Consider the following 19,553-nt stretch of genomic DNA (forward strand, 5'->3'; position numbering starts at 1 on the left):
CTCACGCATTTCAGTTCAGGAACAACAGTCTGCAAAAAAAAAGCATTCGACCTACAACCAAAAGGTCGTAGCCCTACTCGCTAAGTATTGTCGAGCCCATGCAAAAGACCATGTACCCCACAAAAAAATGAAAGGCGCGGTAAACCGCGCCTTCCTGGCAACGCATCACTCGCCCTGTCGGGCCGGAGCATCCAACTCAAAAGCGGTATGCAGCGCGCGTACAGCCAGTTCCAGGTACTTCTCTTCGAGCACTACCGAGACTTTGATTTCCGAGGTGGAAATCATCTGGATGTTGATACCCTCTTTGGCCAGGGCCCCGAACATACGGCTGGCAACGCCAGCATGGGAACGCATGCCCACCCCTACAATCGACACTTTGGCAATCTTGGTATCGCCAACCACTTCACGGGCGCCAATCTCGCTCGCAGTGTTCTGCAGGATTTTTAATGCCGCTTCGTATTCGTTGCGGTGCACGGTGAAGGTGAAATCGGTGGTGTTATCGTGCGAAACGTTCTGCACGATCATGTCGACTTCAACATTCGCATCGCTGACAGGACCCAGAATCTTGAAAGCCACGCCGGGGGTGTCTGGCACGCCACGGATCGTCAGCTTGGCTTCATCGCGATTGAAAGCGATGCCGGAAATGATCGGCTGTTCCATGGATTCCTCTTCATCAATAGTAATGAGGGTGCCCGGACCCTCCTTGAAGCTGTGCAATACGCGCAGCGGAACGTTGTACTTGCCGGCGAACTCCACCGCACGAATCTGCAACACCTTGGAACCAAGGCTGGCCATTTCCAGCATTTCTTCAAAGGTGATCTTGTCCAGCCGCTGGGCCACTGGCACGACGCGTGGGTCAGTGGTGTAGACGCCATCCACATCGGTATAGATCTGGCATTCGTCAGCCTTGAGCGCTGCCGCCAGGGCCACACCGGTGGTGTCCGAACCGCCACGACCCAGCGTGGTGATGTTGCCGTGCTCATCCACGCCTTGGAAACCCGCTACAACTACCACGCGCCCTGCTTTCAGATCAGTACGAATTTTCTGATCATCAATTTGCAGGATCCGCGCCTTGGTATGTGCGCTGTCTGTAAGAATGCGCACCTGGCTACCAGTGTAGGACACCGCTGGCACGCCACGCTTGTTCAGCGCCATGGCCAACAGCGCAATGGTCACCTGCTCGCCCGTGGAGACGATCACATCCAGCTCACGCGGCAGCGGCTGTTGATCACCGCTGATGGCCTTGGCCAGATCGATCAGGCGATTAGTCTCGCCACTCATGGCCGACAGCACCACTACCAGGTCATCACCGGCATCGCGGAACTTCTTAACCTTGTCGGCGACCTGCTCGATTCTTTCGACAGAACCGACCGAGGTGCCTCCAAATTTCTGTACGATCAAAGCCATTTCCAAGCCGCCTCAGCCCGTAAAGGGGCGCCTAATATCCAATCCACCTGCACTGAACAAGCCCGTGACTAGACCACGGGCCGATTAACAGTGCCTTAAATACCTGCCTCGACAAATGGCACGGTCAAGGCCAGCGCCGCGTCCAGCGCTGCGGCATCAACACCACCGCCTTGCGCCATGTCTGGACGACCACCGCCCTTGCCGCCCACTGTCGCAGCGGCTTGCTTCATCAAATCACCGGCTTTGAGTTGGCCAGTCAGGTCCTTGGTTACACCAGCCACCAGAACGACCTTATCCTCATGGACACTGCCGAGCAGGATCACTGCGCGGCCGAGCTTGTTCTTCAACTGATCGACCAAGGCCAACAGCGCCTTGCCATCCTGGCCGTCCAGGCGCGCCGCCAGGACTTTTACGTCCTTGACGTCCACCGCCGCGGCCGACAGGTCATCGCCCGCAGCGCTGGCCGCCTTGGCCTGCAACTGCTCAAGCTGTTTTTCCAGCGCACGGTTGCGCTCCAGCACGGCGGACAGCTTGTCGATCAGGTTGTCGCGGCTGCCCTTGACCAGGCCGGCCGCTTCCTTGAGTTGTTCTTCGGCTGCATTGAGGTAAGCCAGGGCCGCAGCACCGGTCACCGCCTCAATACGACGCACGCCTGAGGCCACACCGCCTTCGCTGATGATCTTCAGCAGGCCGATATCGCCGGTGCGGTTGGCGTGGATGCCACCACAGAGTTCTACCGAGAAGCTGCCGCCCATGCTCAGTACGCGGACTTCGTCGCCGTACTTCTCGCCAAACAGCGCCATGGCGCCTTTGTTCCTGGCGGTCTCGATATCGGTTTCTTCGGTTTCAACCGGGGTGTTCTTGCGAATCTCGGCGTTGACGATGTCTTCCAGGGCCTTGATCTGCTCAGGCTTGATCGCTTCAAAGTGGCTGAAGTCAAAACGCAGGCGCTGGCTGTCCACCAACGAACCTTTTTGCTGCACGTGCTCGCCCAGTACCTGGCGCAGCGCGGCGTGCAGCAAGTGAGTGGCCGAGTGGTTCAACGCCGTGGCATGCCGTACGTCAGCATCGACCTGGGTGTCTACCGGTGCGCCCACGGTCAAGTTGCCCAGCACCAGCACCCCGTGATGCAGGAAAGCCCCGCCGGTCTTGGTGGTGTCGCGCACATCAAAACGACCGGATGTCGAGCTCAGGAAGCCGCAATCGCCAATCTGGCCACCCGACTCGGCATAAAACGGCGTCTGGTCCAGCCCCACAACCGCCTCTTCACCTTCGCTCAACACGTCGACCGACTTGCCGTCTTTATAGATGGCGACGATCTTGGCCGAGCCCGCAGTCGCCTTGTAGCCGGTGAACTCGGTCGGTACGTCAACCTTGACCAGGGTGTTGTAGTCCAGGCCAAAGGAGCTGGCCGAACGTGCACGCACGCGCTGGGCTTCCATCTCACGCTCGAAACCGGCTTCGTCGACGGTCAACTCACGCTCGCGGGCGATGTCGGCAGTCAGGTCCATCGGGAAACCATAGGTGTCGTACAACTTGAACACCACATCACCCGGCACCACGGTGCCTTTGAGCTCAGCCAGGTCCTGCTCCAGGATTTTCAGGCCGTGCTCCAGGGTCTTGGAGAACTGCTCCTCTTCAGCCTTGAGCACACGCTCGATGTTGCCTTGCTGTTGCTTGAGTTCCGGGAAGGCATCGCCCATCTCGGCAACCAGCGCGGCCACGATCTTGTAGAAGAAGCTGCCGGTAGCGCCCAGCTTGTTACCGTGGCGGCACGCGCGACGGATGATGCGACGCAGCACGTAGCCACGGCCCTCGTTGGACGGCAGCACGCCGTCGGCGATCAGGAAGCCGCAGGAACGGATGTGGTCCGACACGACCTTGAGCGAAGACTGGCCTTCATTGGCGCAGCCAATGGCCGCCGCCGAGGCGCTCAGCAGGTTGGTGAACAGGTCGATCTCGTAGTTGGAGTGAACGTGCTGCATCACCGCACTGATCCGCTCCAGGCCCATGCCGGTATCCACCGACGGTGCCGGCAGCGGATGCAACACGCCATCGGCGGTGCGGTTGAACTGCATGAACACGTTGTTCCAGATCTCGATGTAACGGTCGCCGTCTTCTTCCGGCGAGCCTGGAGGGCCACCCCAGATATCGTCGCCGTGATCATAGAAAATTTCGGTGCACGGGCCGCACGGGCCGGTATCGCCCATGGTCCAGAAGTTATCGGACGCGTAGGGCGCGCCTTTGTTGTCACCGATACGGATCATGCGCTCGGCAGGTACACCGATTTCCTGGGTCCAGATGTCATACGCTTCATCGTCCGTCGCGTACACGGTGACCCAGAGTTTTTCCTTGGGCAGCTTCAACACGCCGGTGAGGAAGGTCCAGGCGAACGTGATCGCGTCTTTCTTGAAATAGTCGCCGAAGCTGAAGTTACCCAGCATCTCGAAAAAGGTGTGGTGACGGGCGGTGTAGCCGACGTTTTCCAGGTCGCTGTTCTTGCCGCCGGCGCGTACGCACTTCTGGCTGCTGGTGGCGCGGGTGTAGGCGCGCTTTTCCTGGCCCAGGAAGCAGTCCTTGAACTGGTTCATCCCCGCGTTAGTGAACAGCAGGGTTGGGTCATTGCCTGGGATCAAGGAGCTGGAGGCTACACGGGTGTGACCTTGCTCTTCGAAGAAGCGAAGGAAGGCTTCACGGATTTCTGCGCTTTTCATTAGGTTCTTCCACGGAGGCTGCGGCCAAAGGCCAGTGCGCAACATCATCAGACGGAGCGACGGCAAAGGGCCGCATTATATCGGCCCTTTGCCGGTGGTACAGCGTGTTTATGTGATAGAAACAGTCAATTAGACGGCCTGCACTGTCATTTCTGCGAAAACGCGACGAATGTCTGCAGCACTTGCTCGATCTGCGCCCGACTGACGTCCAGATGAGTGACCATGCGCAAGCGCGGCGCGGCGCTCAACTTGACCCCACGCTCGGCAGCAAAGGCCTTCAGCGCCTGTGCCTGATCGCCTACCTGCACATACACCATATTGGTCTGCACCGGTTCGACGCTGTAGCCAGCCTTGCGTAACTCATCACCCAGCCATTGCGCGTTGGCATGGTCGTCAGCCAGGCGCTGTACCTGGTGGTCCAGGGCATACAACCCCGCCGCCGCCAGGGAGCCGGCCTGGCGCATGCCGCCGCCGACCATCTTGCGCAAGCGCCGAGCCTTGGCGATCAGCGCCGCCGAACCACACAGCACCGAACCGACCGGCGCGCCGAGGCCCTTGGACAGGCACACCGACACCGAATCGAAGTGCTGGGCGATTTCTCGCGCATCCACCCCCAGCTTGACTGCCGCGTTGTAAAGGCGGGCGCCATCCAGGTGCAGGGCCAAGCCGTGTTCTTGGGTAAATGCCCGGGCCTTGGCCAGGTAATCCAGCGGCAGCACTTTGCCCTGCATGGTGTTTTCCAGCGCCAGCAGGCGTGTGCGGGCGAAGTGGAAGTCGTCGGGTTTGATGGCTGCAAGCACCTGATTCAGATCAAGGGAGCCATCAGCTTGAACTTCCAGGGGCTGCGGCTGGATCGACCCCAGCACCGCCGCCCCGCCGCCTTCGTATTTGTAGGTGTGGGCCTGCTGGCCGACGATATATTCCTCGCCGCGCTCACAGTGAGCCATCAACGCCAGCAGGTTGCTCATGGTGCCGGTGGGTACGAACAGCGCCGCGGCAAAGCCCAGGCGCTTGGCCAGCTCGGCCTCCAGGCGGTTGACGCTGGGGGCTTCGCCGGAAACATCATCGCCGCTGACGGCGCTGGCCATTGCGTCGAGCATGCCGGGGGTAGGTTGGGTCACGGTGTCGCTGCGCAGGTCGATCACGGTCATCAGGGGGCCTCTAACGGAGTGGATAAGTCCTTTTGTGTGTGATTACTGCGGGCAAAGCCACGGAATATCAAGCCCCTATTGCATTCATTCGAATACCAACCAATCAAACCGATATAAGTTATCGAGACGGCAGCCGTGCAGTTTTCGAAAAACCATGTTAAAAACTCTCCGCCGCCAGGGTTCTGGCGGTAACGTTCTCAGGGCGGGGTGCAATTCCCCACCGGCGGTAATTGCACGCAATGTGCATAGCCCGCGAGCGCTTGGCGCCTCGAACTGCTCAGGCAGGACGGCGACAAGGTCAGCAGACCCGGTGTGATCCCGGGGCCGACGGTCATAGTCCGGATGAAGAGAGAACGGGATTGGCACCTAAGGGCCGCGCGCCTGTTTGTTGCGCACGCGTACCCTTAAATCCCATTCGATTCATAACGCCCTGTTTTTTCTTAAACAGGAGTCAGAACATGCAACCCACCGCAATCGACAGCAAAAGCAAAAACCATCACGGCGAGCGCGTCGCGTTTATCCAGGCCTGCTGGCACAAGGATATTGTCGACCAATCGCGCAAAGGCTTCCTCGCCGAAATGATCGCCCAGGGTTATCAGGAATCGGACATCGACTTCTTCGAAGTCGGCGGCGCCTTTGAAATGCCCCTGCACGCCAAGCTGCTGGCCAAGACCGGCCGTTACGCCGGCATCGTCGCTGCCGCGCTGGTGGTGGACGGTGGCATCTACCGCCACGAATTCGTCGCGCAATCGGTGGTCAGCGGCCTGATGCAGGTGCAGTTGGAAACTGAAGTGCCTGTGTTCTCTGTATCCCTGACGCCGCACCACTTCCATGCCGGCAGCGAGCACACCACGTTCTTCTACGAGCACTTCGTGCACAAGGGCCAGGAAGCCGCGCGCACCTGCGCCGATACGCTGCACAAGGTACGCGCGATCCGTCGTAGCGAGCCGCGGGCTGTAGCGGTCTAAATCCAAGCATCACCGCAAACCAGTGTGGGAGCTGGCTTGCCTGCGATACAGACACCTGGGTGTCTCAGTGATACCCAGGTGATGCTATCGCAGGCAAGCCAGCTCCCAGATTTGATCGAGCCAGCCTCGGCTCTTAGGCCAGGCCTGCATCCGTGGTTGGCACGATCAATATCCCGGCGCGCAAGCCGTTCTTCACCTTAGGGTTGGGGAAGATGATGCGGGCGCCCTCTTCCTCGATCACCCAGCGGGTCTTGGCTACGTCTTCGGCCAGCAGGTAGCCTTTTTCCAACTCCGAAAAGTTTTCCACATCTGCGGGCAGGTGCATCAGGAAGGCGTCGCTGTGCTTGATCACTTCCCGCGCAACGGCGAAGAGTTGCAGGCCGTCGAGGTTGCCGGTCTCAGGCTCGTTACCCTCGATGATCTGCTTCAGACGCGCTTCCAGGCGCGACACGTTTACACCGTCGTTCTGCCCGAACGGGCGCGCCTTGCCCAACTCCAGGGTGAACGCCTCGGCGCCGAGTTGCTCGTAGGTAAACGCGGTGAAGGTAATCGAGGTTTTGTTCTGCAACAGCACCGCCTGCATGCCGGCCGCGTTCAAGCGCTCCAGCTCACGGCGCGAATGCTGTCGGTCTTGCTTCCACGGGTACAACGCGAACTGCTCGATTTTCGAACCACGAATCGCGGTATGCAGGTCGTAATGCAGGCGCGAGCGCCCAGGCTGGCTGAAAAAGCTGCGGGCCAATTGCTCAAGCTCAGCGGCGCGCATCGCTTCGGGGCCGATGTTTTGTTCATGACGGCCGTTGAACAGCCGGTTGACGTCCAGTTCGAGGTAACGCTCACCGCGGCGCATGGCCTCGGTATTACCGAACAGGAACAGAATACGGGTGCGGGGCTTGATCTCCCCGCGGGCGATGCCATGCAACAGGCGGTCGAGCAGTTCGATCGGCGCGGTTTCGTTGCCATGGATGCCGGACGACAGCAGCAAGTCGCTGCCGTTGTCCAAAGCTTCAGGAGGACGCACTTCAAGCGCGCCTTCGCTGAGCCAGCGCATCTGCACGCCGTCGACAGTCAGTTGAATTTTTTGCGCCGGTTCACGACCGGCGAGGGTCAGTTCAAGCAGTTTGCCGAGGGCGAGCATAAGCAGCTTCCTTAGTGGTTGCAGCCTGGGCCGTGGACGTGATCGTCGTCGTCACCTTCAACGTCGGCCGGTTCCATTTCCAGTTGCAGGCTCATCAGGTTGGTGGCCAATGGGCGCATCAGCAGGTTGGCGTACTCGGCGTCGCCTTCTTCTACGTCCACGCCAATCAGCAGTTGGCCGCGGCCATCGTGCTGGATCCAGATCTCCTTGCCCTGCCAGACCACGGCGACGCGGGTGCAGGAGGTTTCCAGCTGGGTGCCGTCGGTGTCTTCAAGGATGAGTTTCAGGGTGTCGGTCATAAATAAAATATCTCAGCCGTGTGGCATTAATTGATCTGGAAAGGATAAACCGAGCCCAGTTTAAGGATTTGCGTCAGTTCATCCAGTGCCGTCCGGCACTCAAGCAGTAACTGCGGGTCAGCTAGGTCGGTTTCGCGCAGGCTGTCGCGGTAGTGCTTGCTCACCCACTGGGTCAGGGTTTCGTACAACGGCGCGGTCATGATAACCCCTGGGTTCACGGCCGCCAGCTCGGTTTCGTTCAACGCCACACGCAGGCGCAGGCACGCCGGCCCGCCGCCGTTCTGCATGCTTTGCTTGAGGTCGAAGACCTTGACTTCGCGGATCAACCCGCCGGCAGCGGTCAAACCTTGCAGGTACTGCCACACACGCTCATTGGCGCGGCACTCTTCCGGCACGATCAGCAGCATCGAACCGTCAGGACGAGTCAGTAACTGGCTGTTGAACAGGTAGGAACGCACCGCGTCCTCGACACTGACCAACGCGCGGGGCACACACACCGATTGGAAGTTGCCGCCCAACTTGCCCAGCTTGCCGTGCAGTTCGGCGAGCATCTGTTCGGTGTTGAGGAACGCATCCTCGTGATAGAACAGCACTTCACCGTTGCCCACCGCGATCACATCGTTGTGGAACACACCCGCATCGATCACCGCCGGGTTCTGCTGGGCGTAGACCACACCGTCATCCTTCAAGCCATGCAGGCGCGCAACGGCCTGGGAGGCTTCGAGGGTCTGGCGCGCCGGGTACTTCTGCGGGGCCGGGTAACGAGGGTCGAAAGCACTACGGCCGAACACGAAAAACTCGACGCCCGCCTCGCCGTATTCACGGCAGAAACGCGTGTGGTTGGCCGCGCCTTCATCGCCAAACTGCGCCACGGCCGGCAAGGCGGCGTGGTGGGCGAAATGTTTGCCATCGGCGAACATCGCCCCCAGCACGCGGCTGGTGGTGGGGTGTTCGATGCTGCGGTGGTATTTGCAATTGAGGTTGGCGGCAGTGAAATGCACGCGACCGTCTGCGGTGTCGGCGCTTGGGCTGACGGTGGCGGCGTTGGCTACCCACATGCTGGAAGCCGAGCAGCTCGCTACCAGCAACGGCATGGCCTGCTTGGCCGCCTGCTCGATCACCTGGGCGTCGGTGCCGCTGAAACCCAAGCTGCGCAAGGCGGCCACATCCGGGCGTTCCTGGGGCGCCAATACACCTTGCACAAAACCCATGTCCATCAGGGCTTTCATTTTCTGCAGGCCCTGCAACGCCGCTTCCTTCGGGTTGGAAGACTGCTGGCTGTTGCTTTGGGACGCGACGTTGCCGAAGGACAAACCGCCGTAGTTATGGGTCGGCCCCACTAGACCGTCAAAATTGACTTCACAGGATTTCATCGGCGAGGCTCCACGAACATCTGTTTTTATAGGCATCAAATCACTTGAATACACCACAGATCCATTGTGGGGGCGGGCTTGCTCGCGAAACCGGTGGTTCAGTCACTTCAAATGTTGAATGAAACACCGCATTCGCGAGCAAGCCCGCTCCCACATTTAGATCAGCGTTATACCTGGCGTGAGCGTTGCCGGGACTATCAGGCTTGGCGTCTCCAGCGACGCCACCGGGTACGCGCAATAATCCGCCGCGTAATAGGCACTGGCGCGATGATTGCCCGACGCCCCCACACCACCGAATGGCGCGGTACTGGCAGCGCCGGTCAACTGCTTGTTCCAGTTGACGATACCGGCGCGGCTTTCCAGCCAGAATTGCTGGTAACGCGCTTCGGAGTCCGACAACAGGCCAGCAGCCAGGCCGTACTGGGTGTTGTTGGCCTCAGCGATGGCACCGGCAAAATCCGCGTAGCGGATCACCTGCAGCAGCGGGCCGAACAGCTCTTCGTCTTCACGTTCCGTCACGCCGGTTACGTCGATGATGCCAGGGGTCAGCAATGCGGCCTGCGTCTGAGGCTGGGTCATCTCCAGCAGCGCCACGGCGCCATTGGCCAACATCAGTTCCTGGGCTTGCATCAACGCTTTGGCCGCAGCAAGGGAGATCACCGAGCCCATGAACGGCGCCGGTTGCTGGTCGAAAGCGCCCACTTCAATGCTCGCACTCACCGCCACCAGGCGCGCCAGCAAGGCATCGCCCCAGGCACCCTGCGGCACCAGCAAGCGGCGGGCACAGGTGCAACGCTGACCTGCCGAGATAAACGCGGACTGGATGATGGTGTACACCGCCGCATCCACGTCGGCGACTTCGTCCACGACCAATGGGTTATTACCGCCCATTTCCAAGGCCAGGATCTTGTCCGGGCGCCCGGAGAACTGCTGGTGCAGGTGGTTGCCGGTGCGGCTGGAGCCGGTAAAGAACAGGCCGTCGATGCCTGGGTTGGCCGCCAGGGCGATGCCGGTTTCCCGCGCGCCTTGCAGCAGGTTCAGCACGCCCGCCGGCAAACCGGCTTCGATCCAGCACTGTACGGTCAGCTCGGCGACCTTGGGGGTCAGCTCGCTCGGTTTGAACAGCACGGTATTACCCGCCAGCAACGCCGGGACGATGTGCCCATTGGGCAAGTGCCCAGGGAAATTGTAAGGGCCGAACACCGCCACCACACCGTGGGGTTTATGGCGCAACACAGCGGTGGCGTCGCCCAGGGGGCCGCTCTTCTCGCCGGTACGCTCGCGGTAGCTTTGCACCGAGATCGCAATCTTGTTGGCCATGCTGGTGACTTCAGTGGCCGACTCCCACAGTGGCTTGCCGGTTTCTTCGCCAATGCAGCGGGCGATTTCATCGGCACGGCTTTTCAGGGTGGCTGCGAAAGTTTCCAGCACGCTGATGCGTTCTTCGAGCGGGCGCTTGGCCCATGCCGGGAATGCCTGGCGCGCAGCCTGCACGGCGGATTCGACCTGTTCAACGCTGGCGCCATTACCAGACCACAGCACTTGCTGGGTCACCGGGTTGCGCGATTCAAACAGCTCACCCTGGCCAGCCAGCCAGCTACCTGCGATATACAGCGAATTCATTATTTGGTCTCCCGAGCAGCAGACAACGCAACAGCACGCACTTGATCACCCACCACCAGTTGCAGGCGCTTGGCGGTCTGTGGATCGACCACCAGGGTACCTGCCGCCAGACGGGCCGGAGCGGCGGTGATACGGCATTCCTCGCGCTTGCGGTTATGGATCAGGAACGGCGTGGCGTCGTCCCCCGGCGTGCCGATGGCCAACACCAGTGACTGGCTGTCGCGCACCGCACGGATCTTGCTGGTTTCACATTCCACCGCCGGGCCGGCGTCGAAAATATCCACATAGCCCTGGTAGCTGAAGCCTTCGCTCTTGAGCATGCTCAGGGCCGGCTCGGTGTCCGGGTGGACCTTGCCGATCACATTGCGCGCGTCTTCGGAGAGAAAGCAGCTGTACAGCGGAAACTTGGGCATCAGCTCAGCGATAAACGCCTTGTTGCCCACGCCGGTGAGGTAGTCGGCCTGGCTGAACTCCATCTTGAAGAAGTGCCGGCCCAGGCTTTCCCAGAACGGCGAACGCCCGGCGTCGTTGGACACGCCGCGCATCTCGGCAATGATCTTGTTGCCGAACAGTTGCGGGAACTCGGCGATAAACAACATGCGCGCCTTGGCCAGCATGCGACCGTTGAGGCCGTTGCGGTAATCGGCGTGCAAAAACAACGAACACAATTCGGAATTACCGGTGAGGTCGTTAGCCAGGAACAGCGTCGGAATCTCACGGTAGATATTCAATTCCTGGGACGCGCTGACGGTCAGCCCCACCCGGAAGTTGTACCACGGCTCGCGCAGGCCAACGGCGCCAGCAATGGCGGAGATTCCCACCACGCGGCCTTCGTCGTTTTCCAGCACGAACAGGTAGTCGGCATCGCCGCGCCCGGCTTCGCCGCGAAAGGTTTTTTCCGCCCAGCCCACCCGGTGGGTCAGGCGCTCTTCGTTGGCCGGCAAGGTGGTGAGACCGGTGCCAGTGCTGCGCGCCAGGTCTATCAGGGCCGGTAAATCGCTGCTGCGTACGGGACGAACGATCATGCTATCTCCTCGAACGGGCCGCTGTTGTCAGCCACCCGCGAAACTCTCTTTTTAAACCGCAACCAGGCGCACACTGGCACCTTCGCCAACACCCAGCGCTTCGGCTGCCGCCAGGTCCAGGGTCACCGGTTTGCCGGGCGCGTAGTCCAGCTCCAGCATCACCGCCCGGTAATCCTGCAACTGCGCGTTGCTCACCAGGTACTGGCGGCCAACGCCCTTGACCATCTCACCGATCTTCACCGGCACCACGCGGCTCTGGGCGATCGAGCGAATGCCCGAGACGCGGGCGTGCAGCGTCGGGCCACCGTCGAAAATGTCGATGTAATGGTCAGTTTCGAAGCCTTCACGCATCAGGATGTCGAAGGTGATTTGCGCACGCGGGTGCACCTGGCCCATGGCCTCTTGGGCTTCATCGGGCAACAGCGGCACGTAGATCGGATAGTGCGGCATCAGCTCGGCAAGGAAGGTACGGCTTTTCAGCCCACACAGGCGCTCGGCGGCAGCATAGTTGAGGTCGAAAAAGTTGCGGCCAATGGCATCCCAGAACGGCGAGTCACCGTTCTCGTCGCTGTAGCCGACAATCTCGGTCACCACCGAATCGGCAAAGCGCTCGGGATGGCTGGCGACAAACAGCAGGCGGCCACGGGAATTGAGTTCCGACCACGGCGAACCGACCAGTTCAGGCACCACATAAAAGCTGGTGAGCAGGCTGTTGCCGGTAAGGTCGTGGCACTGGGAAAGCACGTGGATCTTGTTGTGGATCTTCAGCTCTCGGGAGGCGTGTACAAAGGTTTCGTTACGAAAGCTATAGAACGGCTCGGAGTAGCCGGCCGAGGCAACGATGGCCGAGCAGCCGGCGAGCTTGCCGGTCTCGGTGTCTTCCAGCACGAAGAAATAGCTCTCTTCACCGTTGAAACTCACCTCTGCCGCGAAGGAGGCTTCGCTGGCGGCGATCTTGTCGCTCAGGCGTTCCACATCATCCGGCAAGGAGGTGACACCAATCGGGCTGTCCGCAGCCAGACGCTGTACCTCGCCCAGGTCAGCCATTTGCGCGGGGCGCATCACCAGCATGGTGTCACTCCTTAACTCGAAAACTCACAGAGGAAAAAATGCCGGACACGGGCCCTGGATACACATCGGTCTCAATGTGTCAGCAGATCCATGTGGGAGCTGGCTTGCCTGCGATACAGGCAACTCGGTCTATCAACGGCACCGAGGTGATGCTATCGCAGGCAAGCCAGCTCCCACATTTGTTCAGGTCCGGCCAATAAAATGTGTCGCTATCAGGCTTGCGTCAACGTCTTCACAGCGCGCTCAAAACGATCCAGGCCTTCGTTGATGTCCGCCTCTTCCACCACCAGGCTCGGTGCAAAACGCACCACGTCGGGGCCGGCTTGCAGGATCATCAAGTTCTCTTTCTCGGCCGCGTTGAACACGTCCTTGGCCTTGCCTTTGAAGGCATCACTGAGTACGCAACCGATCAACAAGCCCATGCCGCGCACTTGGGTGAAGATGCCGTACTGCTTGCCGATCTGCTCCAGGCGCGCCTTGAACAGGTCGTGCTTGGCATTCACACCCGCCAGCACTTCTGGGGTGTTGATCACGTCGATCACCGCTTCCGCTACCGCGCACGCCAGCGGGTTGCCGCCGTAGGTGGTGCCGTGGGTGCCGACCACCAAGTGCTTGGCCAAGTCTTCACGGGTGAGCATCGCCGCAATCGGGAAGCCGCCGCCCAGGCTCTTGGCGCTGGTGAGGATATCTGGCGTCACGCCGTAATGCTGGTAGGCAAACAGGTGGCCGGTGCGGCCCATGCCGGTTTGCACTTCATCGAATACCAGCAGCGCGTCGTGGGCGTCGCACAGTTCGCGAGCGCCTTGCAGGTAAGCCAGTTCGGCCGGCAGTACACCGCCTTCGCCCTGGATCGGTTCCAGAACCACGGCGCAGGTCTTATCGGTCACTGCCGCTTTCAGTGCAGCCAGGTCGTTATAAGGAACGTGGGTGATGCCGGTGATTTTAGGCCCGAACCCATCGGAGTACTTCGACTGGCCACCGACGTTGACGGTAAACAGGGTACGACCGTGGAAGCTATTCAGCGCGGCGATGATCTCGTACTTCTCGCTGCCAAAACGGTCGAACGCCACGCGACGGGCCAGCTTGAACGCGGCCTCGTTGGCTTCGGCGCCGGAGTTGCAGAAAAACACGCGCTCGGCAAAGGTGGCGTCGATCAGCTTGTGGGCCAGGCGCAAGGCTGGCTCATTGGTGAACACGTTCGAGACATGCCACAGCGTGTTGGCCTGTTCGGTCAGTGCACCGACCAGCGCCGGGTGCGCATGGCCCAATACGTTGACCGCGATGCCGCCGGCAAAGTCGATCAGCTCGCGACCGGCCTGGTCCCACACGCGCGAACCTGCGCCACGTACGGGGATAAAGGCAGCAGGTGCGTAGTTGGGCACCATCACTTGGTCGAAATCGGCACGTTGCACCGGGGCTTGCTCAACGGACATCGGAGTCTCCTGAAGAGGAACGCCTGCCTGGAACTGGCGGGCGATGCAGGGATTGTAAGGACAGTTTTCAGCGCCACCTTGTCGCCAAGCGACAACTTCTTATAGCGCCAACCCCGGTTTTACGCGGGTTTACGGCAATGCGACATATTGCGTCGCAATGGCGCAGTGTAAACGCTGCGCTACGTGAGAGGCAGAGGCACCGCCTGCTGATTTTCGCCAACCCCCTTAACTATCTGCCACCTGTGGACCAACCGGACTTGCTGTGATGAGCGTGACTCACCCCACTGAAGGATCAGCCACGTGCCCACGCCCGCCCCCGCAACGATTATCCAACGCCTCACACTCGCCGCCTCCCTGGTGCCCGCCGGGATTCATACGCGCCTGCCGCCCTGGCTAGGAAGCCTGTCCGAGGGTAAACGCCAGGCCTTGAAAGATGCGCCACTTGAGTTCGCCAGCGGGCAGGTCGACGTCAGCCGCCTTCAGCAAGCCCCCCTCAAACAGGCCGTAGAGCAGAGCTGGGCTGCGCAGAACCAAGTAGACACGGCGCTGGCCGACCTCAAGGCACCGCAGGCCTTCGCCGCGCCACTGCTGCAACAGGCGCTCAAGACGCGATGGGGCGTGGACATCGACGTCAGCACCACCCATCTGCGCCTGTATGCCCCGCTGACGACTCTACTATTCCCCATCGAGACCGGCGTCAAAGTCTGGACCGTGTCATTGGTAGACGCGGCGCTGCACAACTTCGACGCAGCAGAAAGCGAAAAAGGCGCCTACACCGCAGACTCCAGTTTCATCACCCAACCTTCCTCCACCGGCCAGTTCGACACCCTGCCCTCCGTGAACAGCAAAATCAGCATTGGGGCATTCATCGGGCTATGTCGTGAACTGGACATTGGTGCGCAATACCAGAGCTACCTCAAAACGTTTTTCGGCTTCAAAGACGCCAAACGCAAAGCCTCGCTGCGCACTACCGTCATAGAAAGCCTCAAAGCCGAGGCACAAGCTGCCGTGCACCTGGCACGCCTGCAAAAGGACGGTAGCGAAAGGGCATTACGCACACTCCAGTCCCAGCTCAAAGGGGTCAATGGCCTGACGCTCGAAGGCAAGATCCTGTTCAACCACGACCTGAGCCTGATGGACGCGCCGCTGGCCGGCATCGTGCTGTTCGCCGCCGACTTGGAGCTGCACAGCAGCGCCGTGCCCATGGTGGTGTACATTCCCGGCGACCCAAAGGCCCCCCTCAAGTATTACCGCGACGGCATCGCGTTTATTCAGGACTTGACCCGCAAATTGCGCGACGCCGACTATCAGGCGTTTTTCAGCCGCTTTATCAGCCACGAACACCGCGCCTACTTCTTTTCCGATCTCAATCACCGTTTGTCTCAGATAACCTGGCATCAGCCAGTTCCCGGCGATCCCAGGCCGACGTGGCGCACAGAACCTGTTGCCAACCCCAATCTGCAGTTGCACGCAACGAAAATCAGCGGCGACCTGTACGAACATCTTTATGAAAGCAAACTCAACAGGCTGCTCAATGACGCGCGAAGCATCGCCGTGTCCACCGCCGACGCCGACAGCAAGGCGCGCTGGCAACGTTGGGACATCGTGGAAAAAATCGGCAAAACCCTGCTCGAAATCGTAGCCTTCATCGCTACCCCGTTCATCCCCCCGCTAGGTTTGCTGATGCTCGGCTACACCGCGTATCAACTGCTGGACGAGGTGTTCGAAGGCATCCTCGATTGGGCCGAGGGCCTCAAGCGCCAAGCGCTCGCGCACCTGATATCGATCACGGAGCAAATGGTGCAATTGGGCATGTTCGCGGTCGGCGCGCCGATTGCCGAGGGGCTGCTGCGACAGGTGCTGCCTCAGGAGGTGTGGGATTTCTTTGACCGCCTCCACCCGGTCGCCTCCGGTGACGGTAAAACCCGCTTGTGGAATCCGGACCTGGCCCCCTACGCCCATGACATTCAGTTGGCCACCGAGTCACGCCCCAAACACGATGGATTGCACGCCTACGGCGACAAACACATCCTGGCGCTGGAGGGGCAGCACTTTGCCGTCAAGCAACAGGCAGGCAACGCCGTGTTGGAGCACCCCAGCCACGCACACGCCTACCAACCGCCGGTCATCGGCAATAGCAAAGGCGCCTGGCTGACCCCACTGGATCACCCGCTGACGTGGGATCGCACCACCTTGCTGCGCAGACTCGGCCCGCCCGCCGACGCTCTTGACGAAACCGCCCTGGAACAGGCGCAACGCATCAGCGGCACCGACGACGGTGCCCTACGCAAACTGTATATGGACCGCCAGCCGCCTGCGCCCTTGCTGGCCGACACCCTCAAGCGCATCAACATCGACCGTCAGTTGCAAGACTTCATCGATCAGATGAACAGTGACGACCCGCTGGTTTACTCAAAAGCCGACCCGCAGACCCAACTCTGGCTGCTGAGCCAAACCGGCCTGTGGCCCGAATCCAAGACCCTGCGCTTTCTCAACGCCAAGGGTGACACCGTATGGGAGCACCCAGGCCTGGAAAACGCTGCGGTGGTACAGATCCATGAAGCGCAGATGAACAGCGGCAACCTGCTCAAGACGCTGCTGGAAACCCTAGACGAATCAGAACGCAAAACCCTGCTCGAAGAAGACTTCGGCACCCCAACCACCCAGTTGCATGTGCGTGCGGCGAAACTGCGCAGACAACTGGCAGGCCGAGCCGAGGAAAAACGCGCCTCGATGTTCGATTCGCGCTATCGAGGCGTGGAAACTACCGCTGCCCCCCGTCTGCAGAAGATCATAGACAACACGCCCGGCCTACCCGTCAGTGCCGCCGAAGAAGTGCTGCGCTCCGCCACCGGCCAAGACCTGCTGGACCTCGACCAGGGCAGCCTACCCTCGCTCCTGGCCGAACGCGCACGCTGGATGGCCCATCAGGTCCGAATCAGCCGGGCCTATGAGGGTTTGTACATGGGCACGCTGGAAACCGGCGACACCCACCGACTCGCCCTGCACTCCCTGGAAAAACTGCCGGGCTGGTCGCCGCAGGTGCATCTGCAAGTGCGCGACTTCAATCGCACGGGTCGTATAAGGGACGCCATCGGCCCGGCCCAGGCACCGATCCAGCGCCTGCTCGTGCGCACGATCGAAGGCGATTACATCCCCGAAGACAGCAAGGGCACCTTGCTCGGCGAAACCGACTTCTACACCGCTGTGCTCCAGGCACTCCCCGATGCACAGCGCGACGCACTGGGCATGCAAATCGGCCAAGGCCCGCACTTGAAAGAAACCCTGCGCGAACACGCGCTGACACGTGATGAACTTGACCCACTGCTGGCTGAGGTCCCCGTGCTCAAGCCGTCCTACGACCCGAGGCTGATGCGCCTGCCAGGCGGAATGGAGGGTTACGACGCCATACCCGACTACCCAGCCAACAATCAGGCGGCGCCACTGCTGCACGAGCTCTACCCCAGCCTGAACCCAGGCCAAGTGAATGCCATATTGGCTTTTTTGCAAACCCGCCCTGGCTCTGCCCTGCAAACACTTCAAACCATGCGGGCCGAGTTCCAGCAGCTGGAAACTGACCTGTCGGCCTGGCGCGCCCAGGCTTCCCAAGTTGTCATCGATAACCAAATGCCATCCTCGACCGCGGCACTTGGCGACGAGAGCCTGCACCGCTGGATCTGGACAAACGAACTGATCCGCGCCTGGCGCTATGAAAGCCCGAAAGACCCCCTCTTTGCCGGCGGCAGCCAATTGCACCTTGACTACCCCCTGCACGGTGAGCTGCCCACACTCAGCGCCACCTTCGATCACATCTCCCGCCTGAGATTCAAAGGGTACCGTAGCACCCAAGGCACACTCGGCTTCTTGCCCCGTTTTCCCAACCTGCGAACCCTGGAAATCAGCGATATCGCCCTGAACACCGTGCCAGCCGAAATCATTGCACTGCCCCATCTCGACAGGCTGGCGCTACCCAATTGCAACATCCACCTGACGAGGCGAGGCCGAGCAGACCTTGGCATGTTGACCCAACTAAAAAGCCTGGACCTGTCCCACAACCCTCAACTATCACTGTCTCCCAACCTTGGAAACATGCCAGCGTTGCAGACGTTGAACGTGAGCCACAGCGGGATATCGCTGTTTCCCGAGAACCTGCTCAATCGCCCGCAACTGACCAGTGCCGATCTCAGCGGCAACTACTTGAGCAAGCTGCCCGAGGCGCTCTTCAAGCTACCTGGCGAAAAAGCCAAGGCCTTCAACTTGTCCGGCAACCCGCTCTCACGCGCCACGCTGCAAAAGATCAAAAACTATTGCGGTAAAACCGGCGAACACTTCGGTGCAGAGGCCAACCCAGCCGAGCGCCTCTTGGCCCAGGCGTTCTTTCCCACCTACACCGCCGAACAAGCCAACAACTTTATCTTCAAGCTGCCCGGTAGCCTGGATAACGCCATGCCAATACTCATGCGCCTGACAGCCGATAAAGCCGATTACGCACGCCTGCAAGCGGATCTGGAAGACTGGGTGACGACGGTTCCCGAGCACTACCCCTTCATCGACACCCCCATGGACCCAGGTATACAAGCCCAACAGCAAATCCTGCGGCAACAATGCAAGACACTGCTGGAGGCGGCTTGGCGCGGGGAAACCAACCTGGACGCAACCAATGGAGGCGCGTCCAGCACCCACGAAATGGGGCTGACCGTGCCGCTGCTGGGGGACTTGCCGCCCCTGAATATTGACTTCAGGCATGTTTCAAAACTGGAGTTGAGAGCCGAGGGAACCACATCGATCCCCGAGGGTTGGCTGGTGCGCTTCCCCAACCTCAAAAGCCTGCACGTCCATCGTTATGCCCTGCGAGACATCCCTGGCGACGTATTCAAGCTGGCAAAACTCGAGTCGCTCATACTTTCCCATAACCACATCCGGTTGACGGCAACGAGCGCCGAGGCCCTGAGCGACCTGGCCAACCTTAAATACCTGGACCTGGGTGGCAACCCCTTGGGGATCACACCCGATGTCAGCAGGATGCAGGGCTTGAACGGACTGCTAATCGAAAACGCGGGGCTGACCACCTTGCCCAATGGGGTATTGAGCTTGCAATCACTGACTCAACTGGATTTGAGAAACAATCTGCTTACTGAACTCCCCAACGACCTACTTGAAGTGCCCGCGGACCGTGCCGATGGTTTCGTTCTGACTGGCAACCCCTTTTCGCCCGAAACGATCACCCGGCTGGTCTCAATTTATGAGCGTACCGCTGTGGATTTTGGTGTCCCTGAAGTCCGCGAGCGCGCGCAGCTATCCCCGACCCGCTCAACCGACGTGTCGGAGCAGGAAGATGAATAACAACAGCC

The 19,553-nt window shown here is 60.4% G+C and carries 12 protein-coding genes and 1 riboswitch; of the genes, 2 read left to right on the top strand and 10 right to left on the bottom strand.

The window, feature by feature from the left end; translation table 11 throughout:
• Positions 1 to 165 precede the first annotated feature (165 nt).
• From CER19_RS24415 to ltaE, 3 genes are all read right to left on the bottom strand, one after another.
• On the bottom strand, positions 166 to 1,407 hold the full coding sequence (locus tag CER19_RS24415; protein ID WP_116668287.1) for an aspartate kinase: 1,242 nt from the start codon (positions 1,405 to 1,407) through the stop codon (positions 166 to 168).
• Positions 1,408 to 1,502: 95 nt separating this feature from the next.
• Complete coding sequence (gene alaS / locus CER19_RS24420; protein WP_116668288.1) at positions 1,503 to 4,121, bottom strand: alanine--tRNA ligase; 2,619 nt, start codon at positions 4,119 to 4,121, stop codon at positions 1,503 to 1,505.
• A 146-nt stretch (positions 4,122 to 4,267) separates the two neighbouring features.
• Positions 4,268 to 5,272, bottom strand: a complete 1,005-nt coding sequence (gene ltaE / locus CER19_RS24425) for a low-specificity L-threonine aldolase (RefSeq protein WP_116668289.1) — start codon at positions 5,270 to 5,272, stop codon at positions 4,268 to 4,270.
• Between the two features lie 189 nt (positions 5,273 to 5,461).
• A riboswitch (FMN riboswitch) is annotated at positions 5,462 to 5,631 on the top strand.
• A 99-nt stretch (positions 5,632 to 5,730) separates the two neighbouring features.
• On the opposite strand from ltaE, the gene CER19_RS24430 reads away from it, so the two are divergent.
• The gene (locus tag CER19_RS24430) at positions 5,731 to 6,240 is read left to right on the top strand and encodes a 6,7-dimethyl-8-ribityllumazine synthase (protein WP_003193604.1); all 510 of its coding nucleotides are present in this window, start codon (positions 5,731 to 5,733) and stop codon (positions 6,238 to 6,240) included.
• Positions 6,241 to 6,373: 133 nt separating this feature from the next.
• On the opposite strand, the gene astE is transcribed toward CER19_RS24430, so the two are convergent.
• The 7 genes from astE to CER19_RS24470 form a co-directional block, all read right to left on the bottom strand.
• On the bottom strand, positions 6,374 to 7,378 hold the full coding sequence (gene astE, locus CER19_RS24435) for a succinylglutamate desuccinylase (protein WP_116668290.1): 1,005 nt from the start codon (positions 7,376 to 7,378) through the stop codon (positions 6,374 to 6,376).
• 11 nt (positions 7,379 to 7,389) lie between these two features.
• Positions 7,390 to 7,677, bottom strand: coding sequence for a hypothetical protein (locus tag CER19_RS24440; protein ID WP_003175651.1), 288 nt, complete (start codon positions 7,675 to 7,677; stop codon positions 7,390 to 7,392).
• Positions 7,678 to 7,703: 26 nt separating this feature from the next.
• Positions 7,704 to 9,050, bottom strand: a complete 1,347-nt coding sequence (gene astB, locus CER19_RS24445; protein WP_116668291.1) for an N-succinylarginine dihydrolase — start codon at positions 9,048 to 9,050, stop codon at positions 7,704 to 7,706.
• A gap of 156 nt (positions 9,051 to 9,206) precedes the next feature.
• On the bottom strand, positions 9,207 to 10,676 hold the full coding sequence (astD, locus tag CER19_RS24450) for a succinylglutamate-semialdehyde dehydrogenase (protein ID WP_165861671.1): 1,470 nt from the start codon (positions 10,674 to 10,676) through the stop codon (positions 9,207 to 9,209).
• Positions 10,673 to 11,698, bottom strand: coding sequence for an arginine N-succinyltransferase (astA, locus tag CER19_RS24455; protein WP_116668293.1), 1,026 nt, complete (start codon positions 11,696 to 11,698; stop codon positions 10,673 to 10,675). Before astA ends, astD begins: the two co-directional genes overlap by 4 nt.
• Before the next feature lie 51 nt (positions 11,699 to 11,749).
• Positions 11,750 to 12,769: an arginine/ornithine succinyltransferase subunit alpha gene (gene aruF, locus CER19_RS24460; protein ID WP_003175655.1), complete on the bottom strand. Its 1,020-nt coding sequence runs from the start codon at positions 12,767 to 12,769 to the stop codon at positions 11,750 to 11,752.
• Between the two features lie 212 nt (positions 12,770 to 12,981).
• Entirely contained in the window at positions 12,982 to 14,202 is a 1,221-nt protein-coding gene (locus CER19_RS24470; protein ID WP_003193615.1) for an aspartate aminotransferase family protein, read from the bottom strand.
• Between the two features lie 300 nt (positions 14,203 to 14,502).
• Here CER19_RS24470 and CER19_RS24475 point away from each other — a divergent pair, with 300 nt between their 5' ends.
• Positions 14,503 to 19,545 carry a leucine-rich repeat domain-containing protein gene (locus CER19_RS24475; protein ID WP_116668295.1) on the top strand — a complete coding sequence of 1,681 codons (5,043 nt, stop codon included), beginning with the start codon at positions 14,503 to 14,505 and terminating at the stop codon, positions 19,543 to 19,545.
• Positions 19,546 to 19,553: the final 8 nt, after the last annotated feature.

Origin of the sequence: Pseudomonas sp. GL93, from assembly GCF_003408955.1 — a bacterium.
In the GTDB taxonomy this organism is placed as follows: Bacteria; Pseudomonadota; Gammaproteobacteria; order Pseudomonadales; family Pseudomonadaceae; genus Aquipseudomonas; species Aquipseudomonas paracarnis.

Excerpts from the sequence above, each read along its gene's own strand:
- CER19_RS24470 (WP_003193615.1), bottom strand. The coding sequence starts at position 14,202 with ATGTCCGTTGAGCAAGCCCCGGTGCAACGTGCCGATTTCGACCAAGTG.
- ltaE (WP_116668289.1), bottom strand. The coding sequence starts at position 5,272 with ATGACCGTGATCGACCTGCGCAGCGACACCGTGACCCAACCTACCCCC.
- CER19_RS24440 (WP_003175651.1), bottom strand. The coding sequence starts at position 7,677 with ATGACCGACACCCTGAAACTCATCCTTGAAGACACCGACGGCACCCAG.
- alaS (WP_116668288.1), bottom strand. The coding sequence starts at position 4,121 with ATGAAAAGCGCAGAAATCCGTGAAGCCTTCCTTCGCTTCTTCGAAGAG.
- astE (WP_116668290.1), bottom strand. The coding sequence starts at position 7,378 with ATGCTCGCCCTCGGCAAACTGCTTGAACTGACCCTCGCCGGTCGTGAA.
- CER19_RS24430 (WP_003193604.1), top strand. The coding sequence starts at position 5,731 with ATGCAACCCACCGCAATCGACAGCAAAAGCAAAAACCATCACGGCGAG.
- aruF (WP_003175655.1), bottom strand. The coding sequence starts at position 12,769 with ATGCTGGTGATGCGCCCCGCGCAAATGGCTGACCTGGGCGAGGTACAG.
- astA (WP_116668293.1), bottom strand. The coding sequence starts at position 11,698 with ATGATCGTTCGTCCCGTACGCAGCAGCGATTTACCGGCCCTGATAGAC.
- CER19_RS24415 (WP_116668287.1), bottom strand. The coding sequence starts at position 1,407 with ATGGCTTTGATCGTACAGAAATTTGGAGGCACCTCGGTCGGTTCTGTC.
- astB (WP_116668291.1), bottom strand. The coding sequence starts at position 9,050 with ATGAAATCCTGTGAAGTCAATTTTGACGGTCTAGTGGGGCCGACCCAT.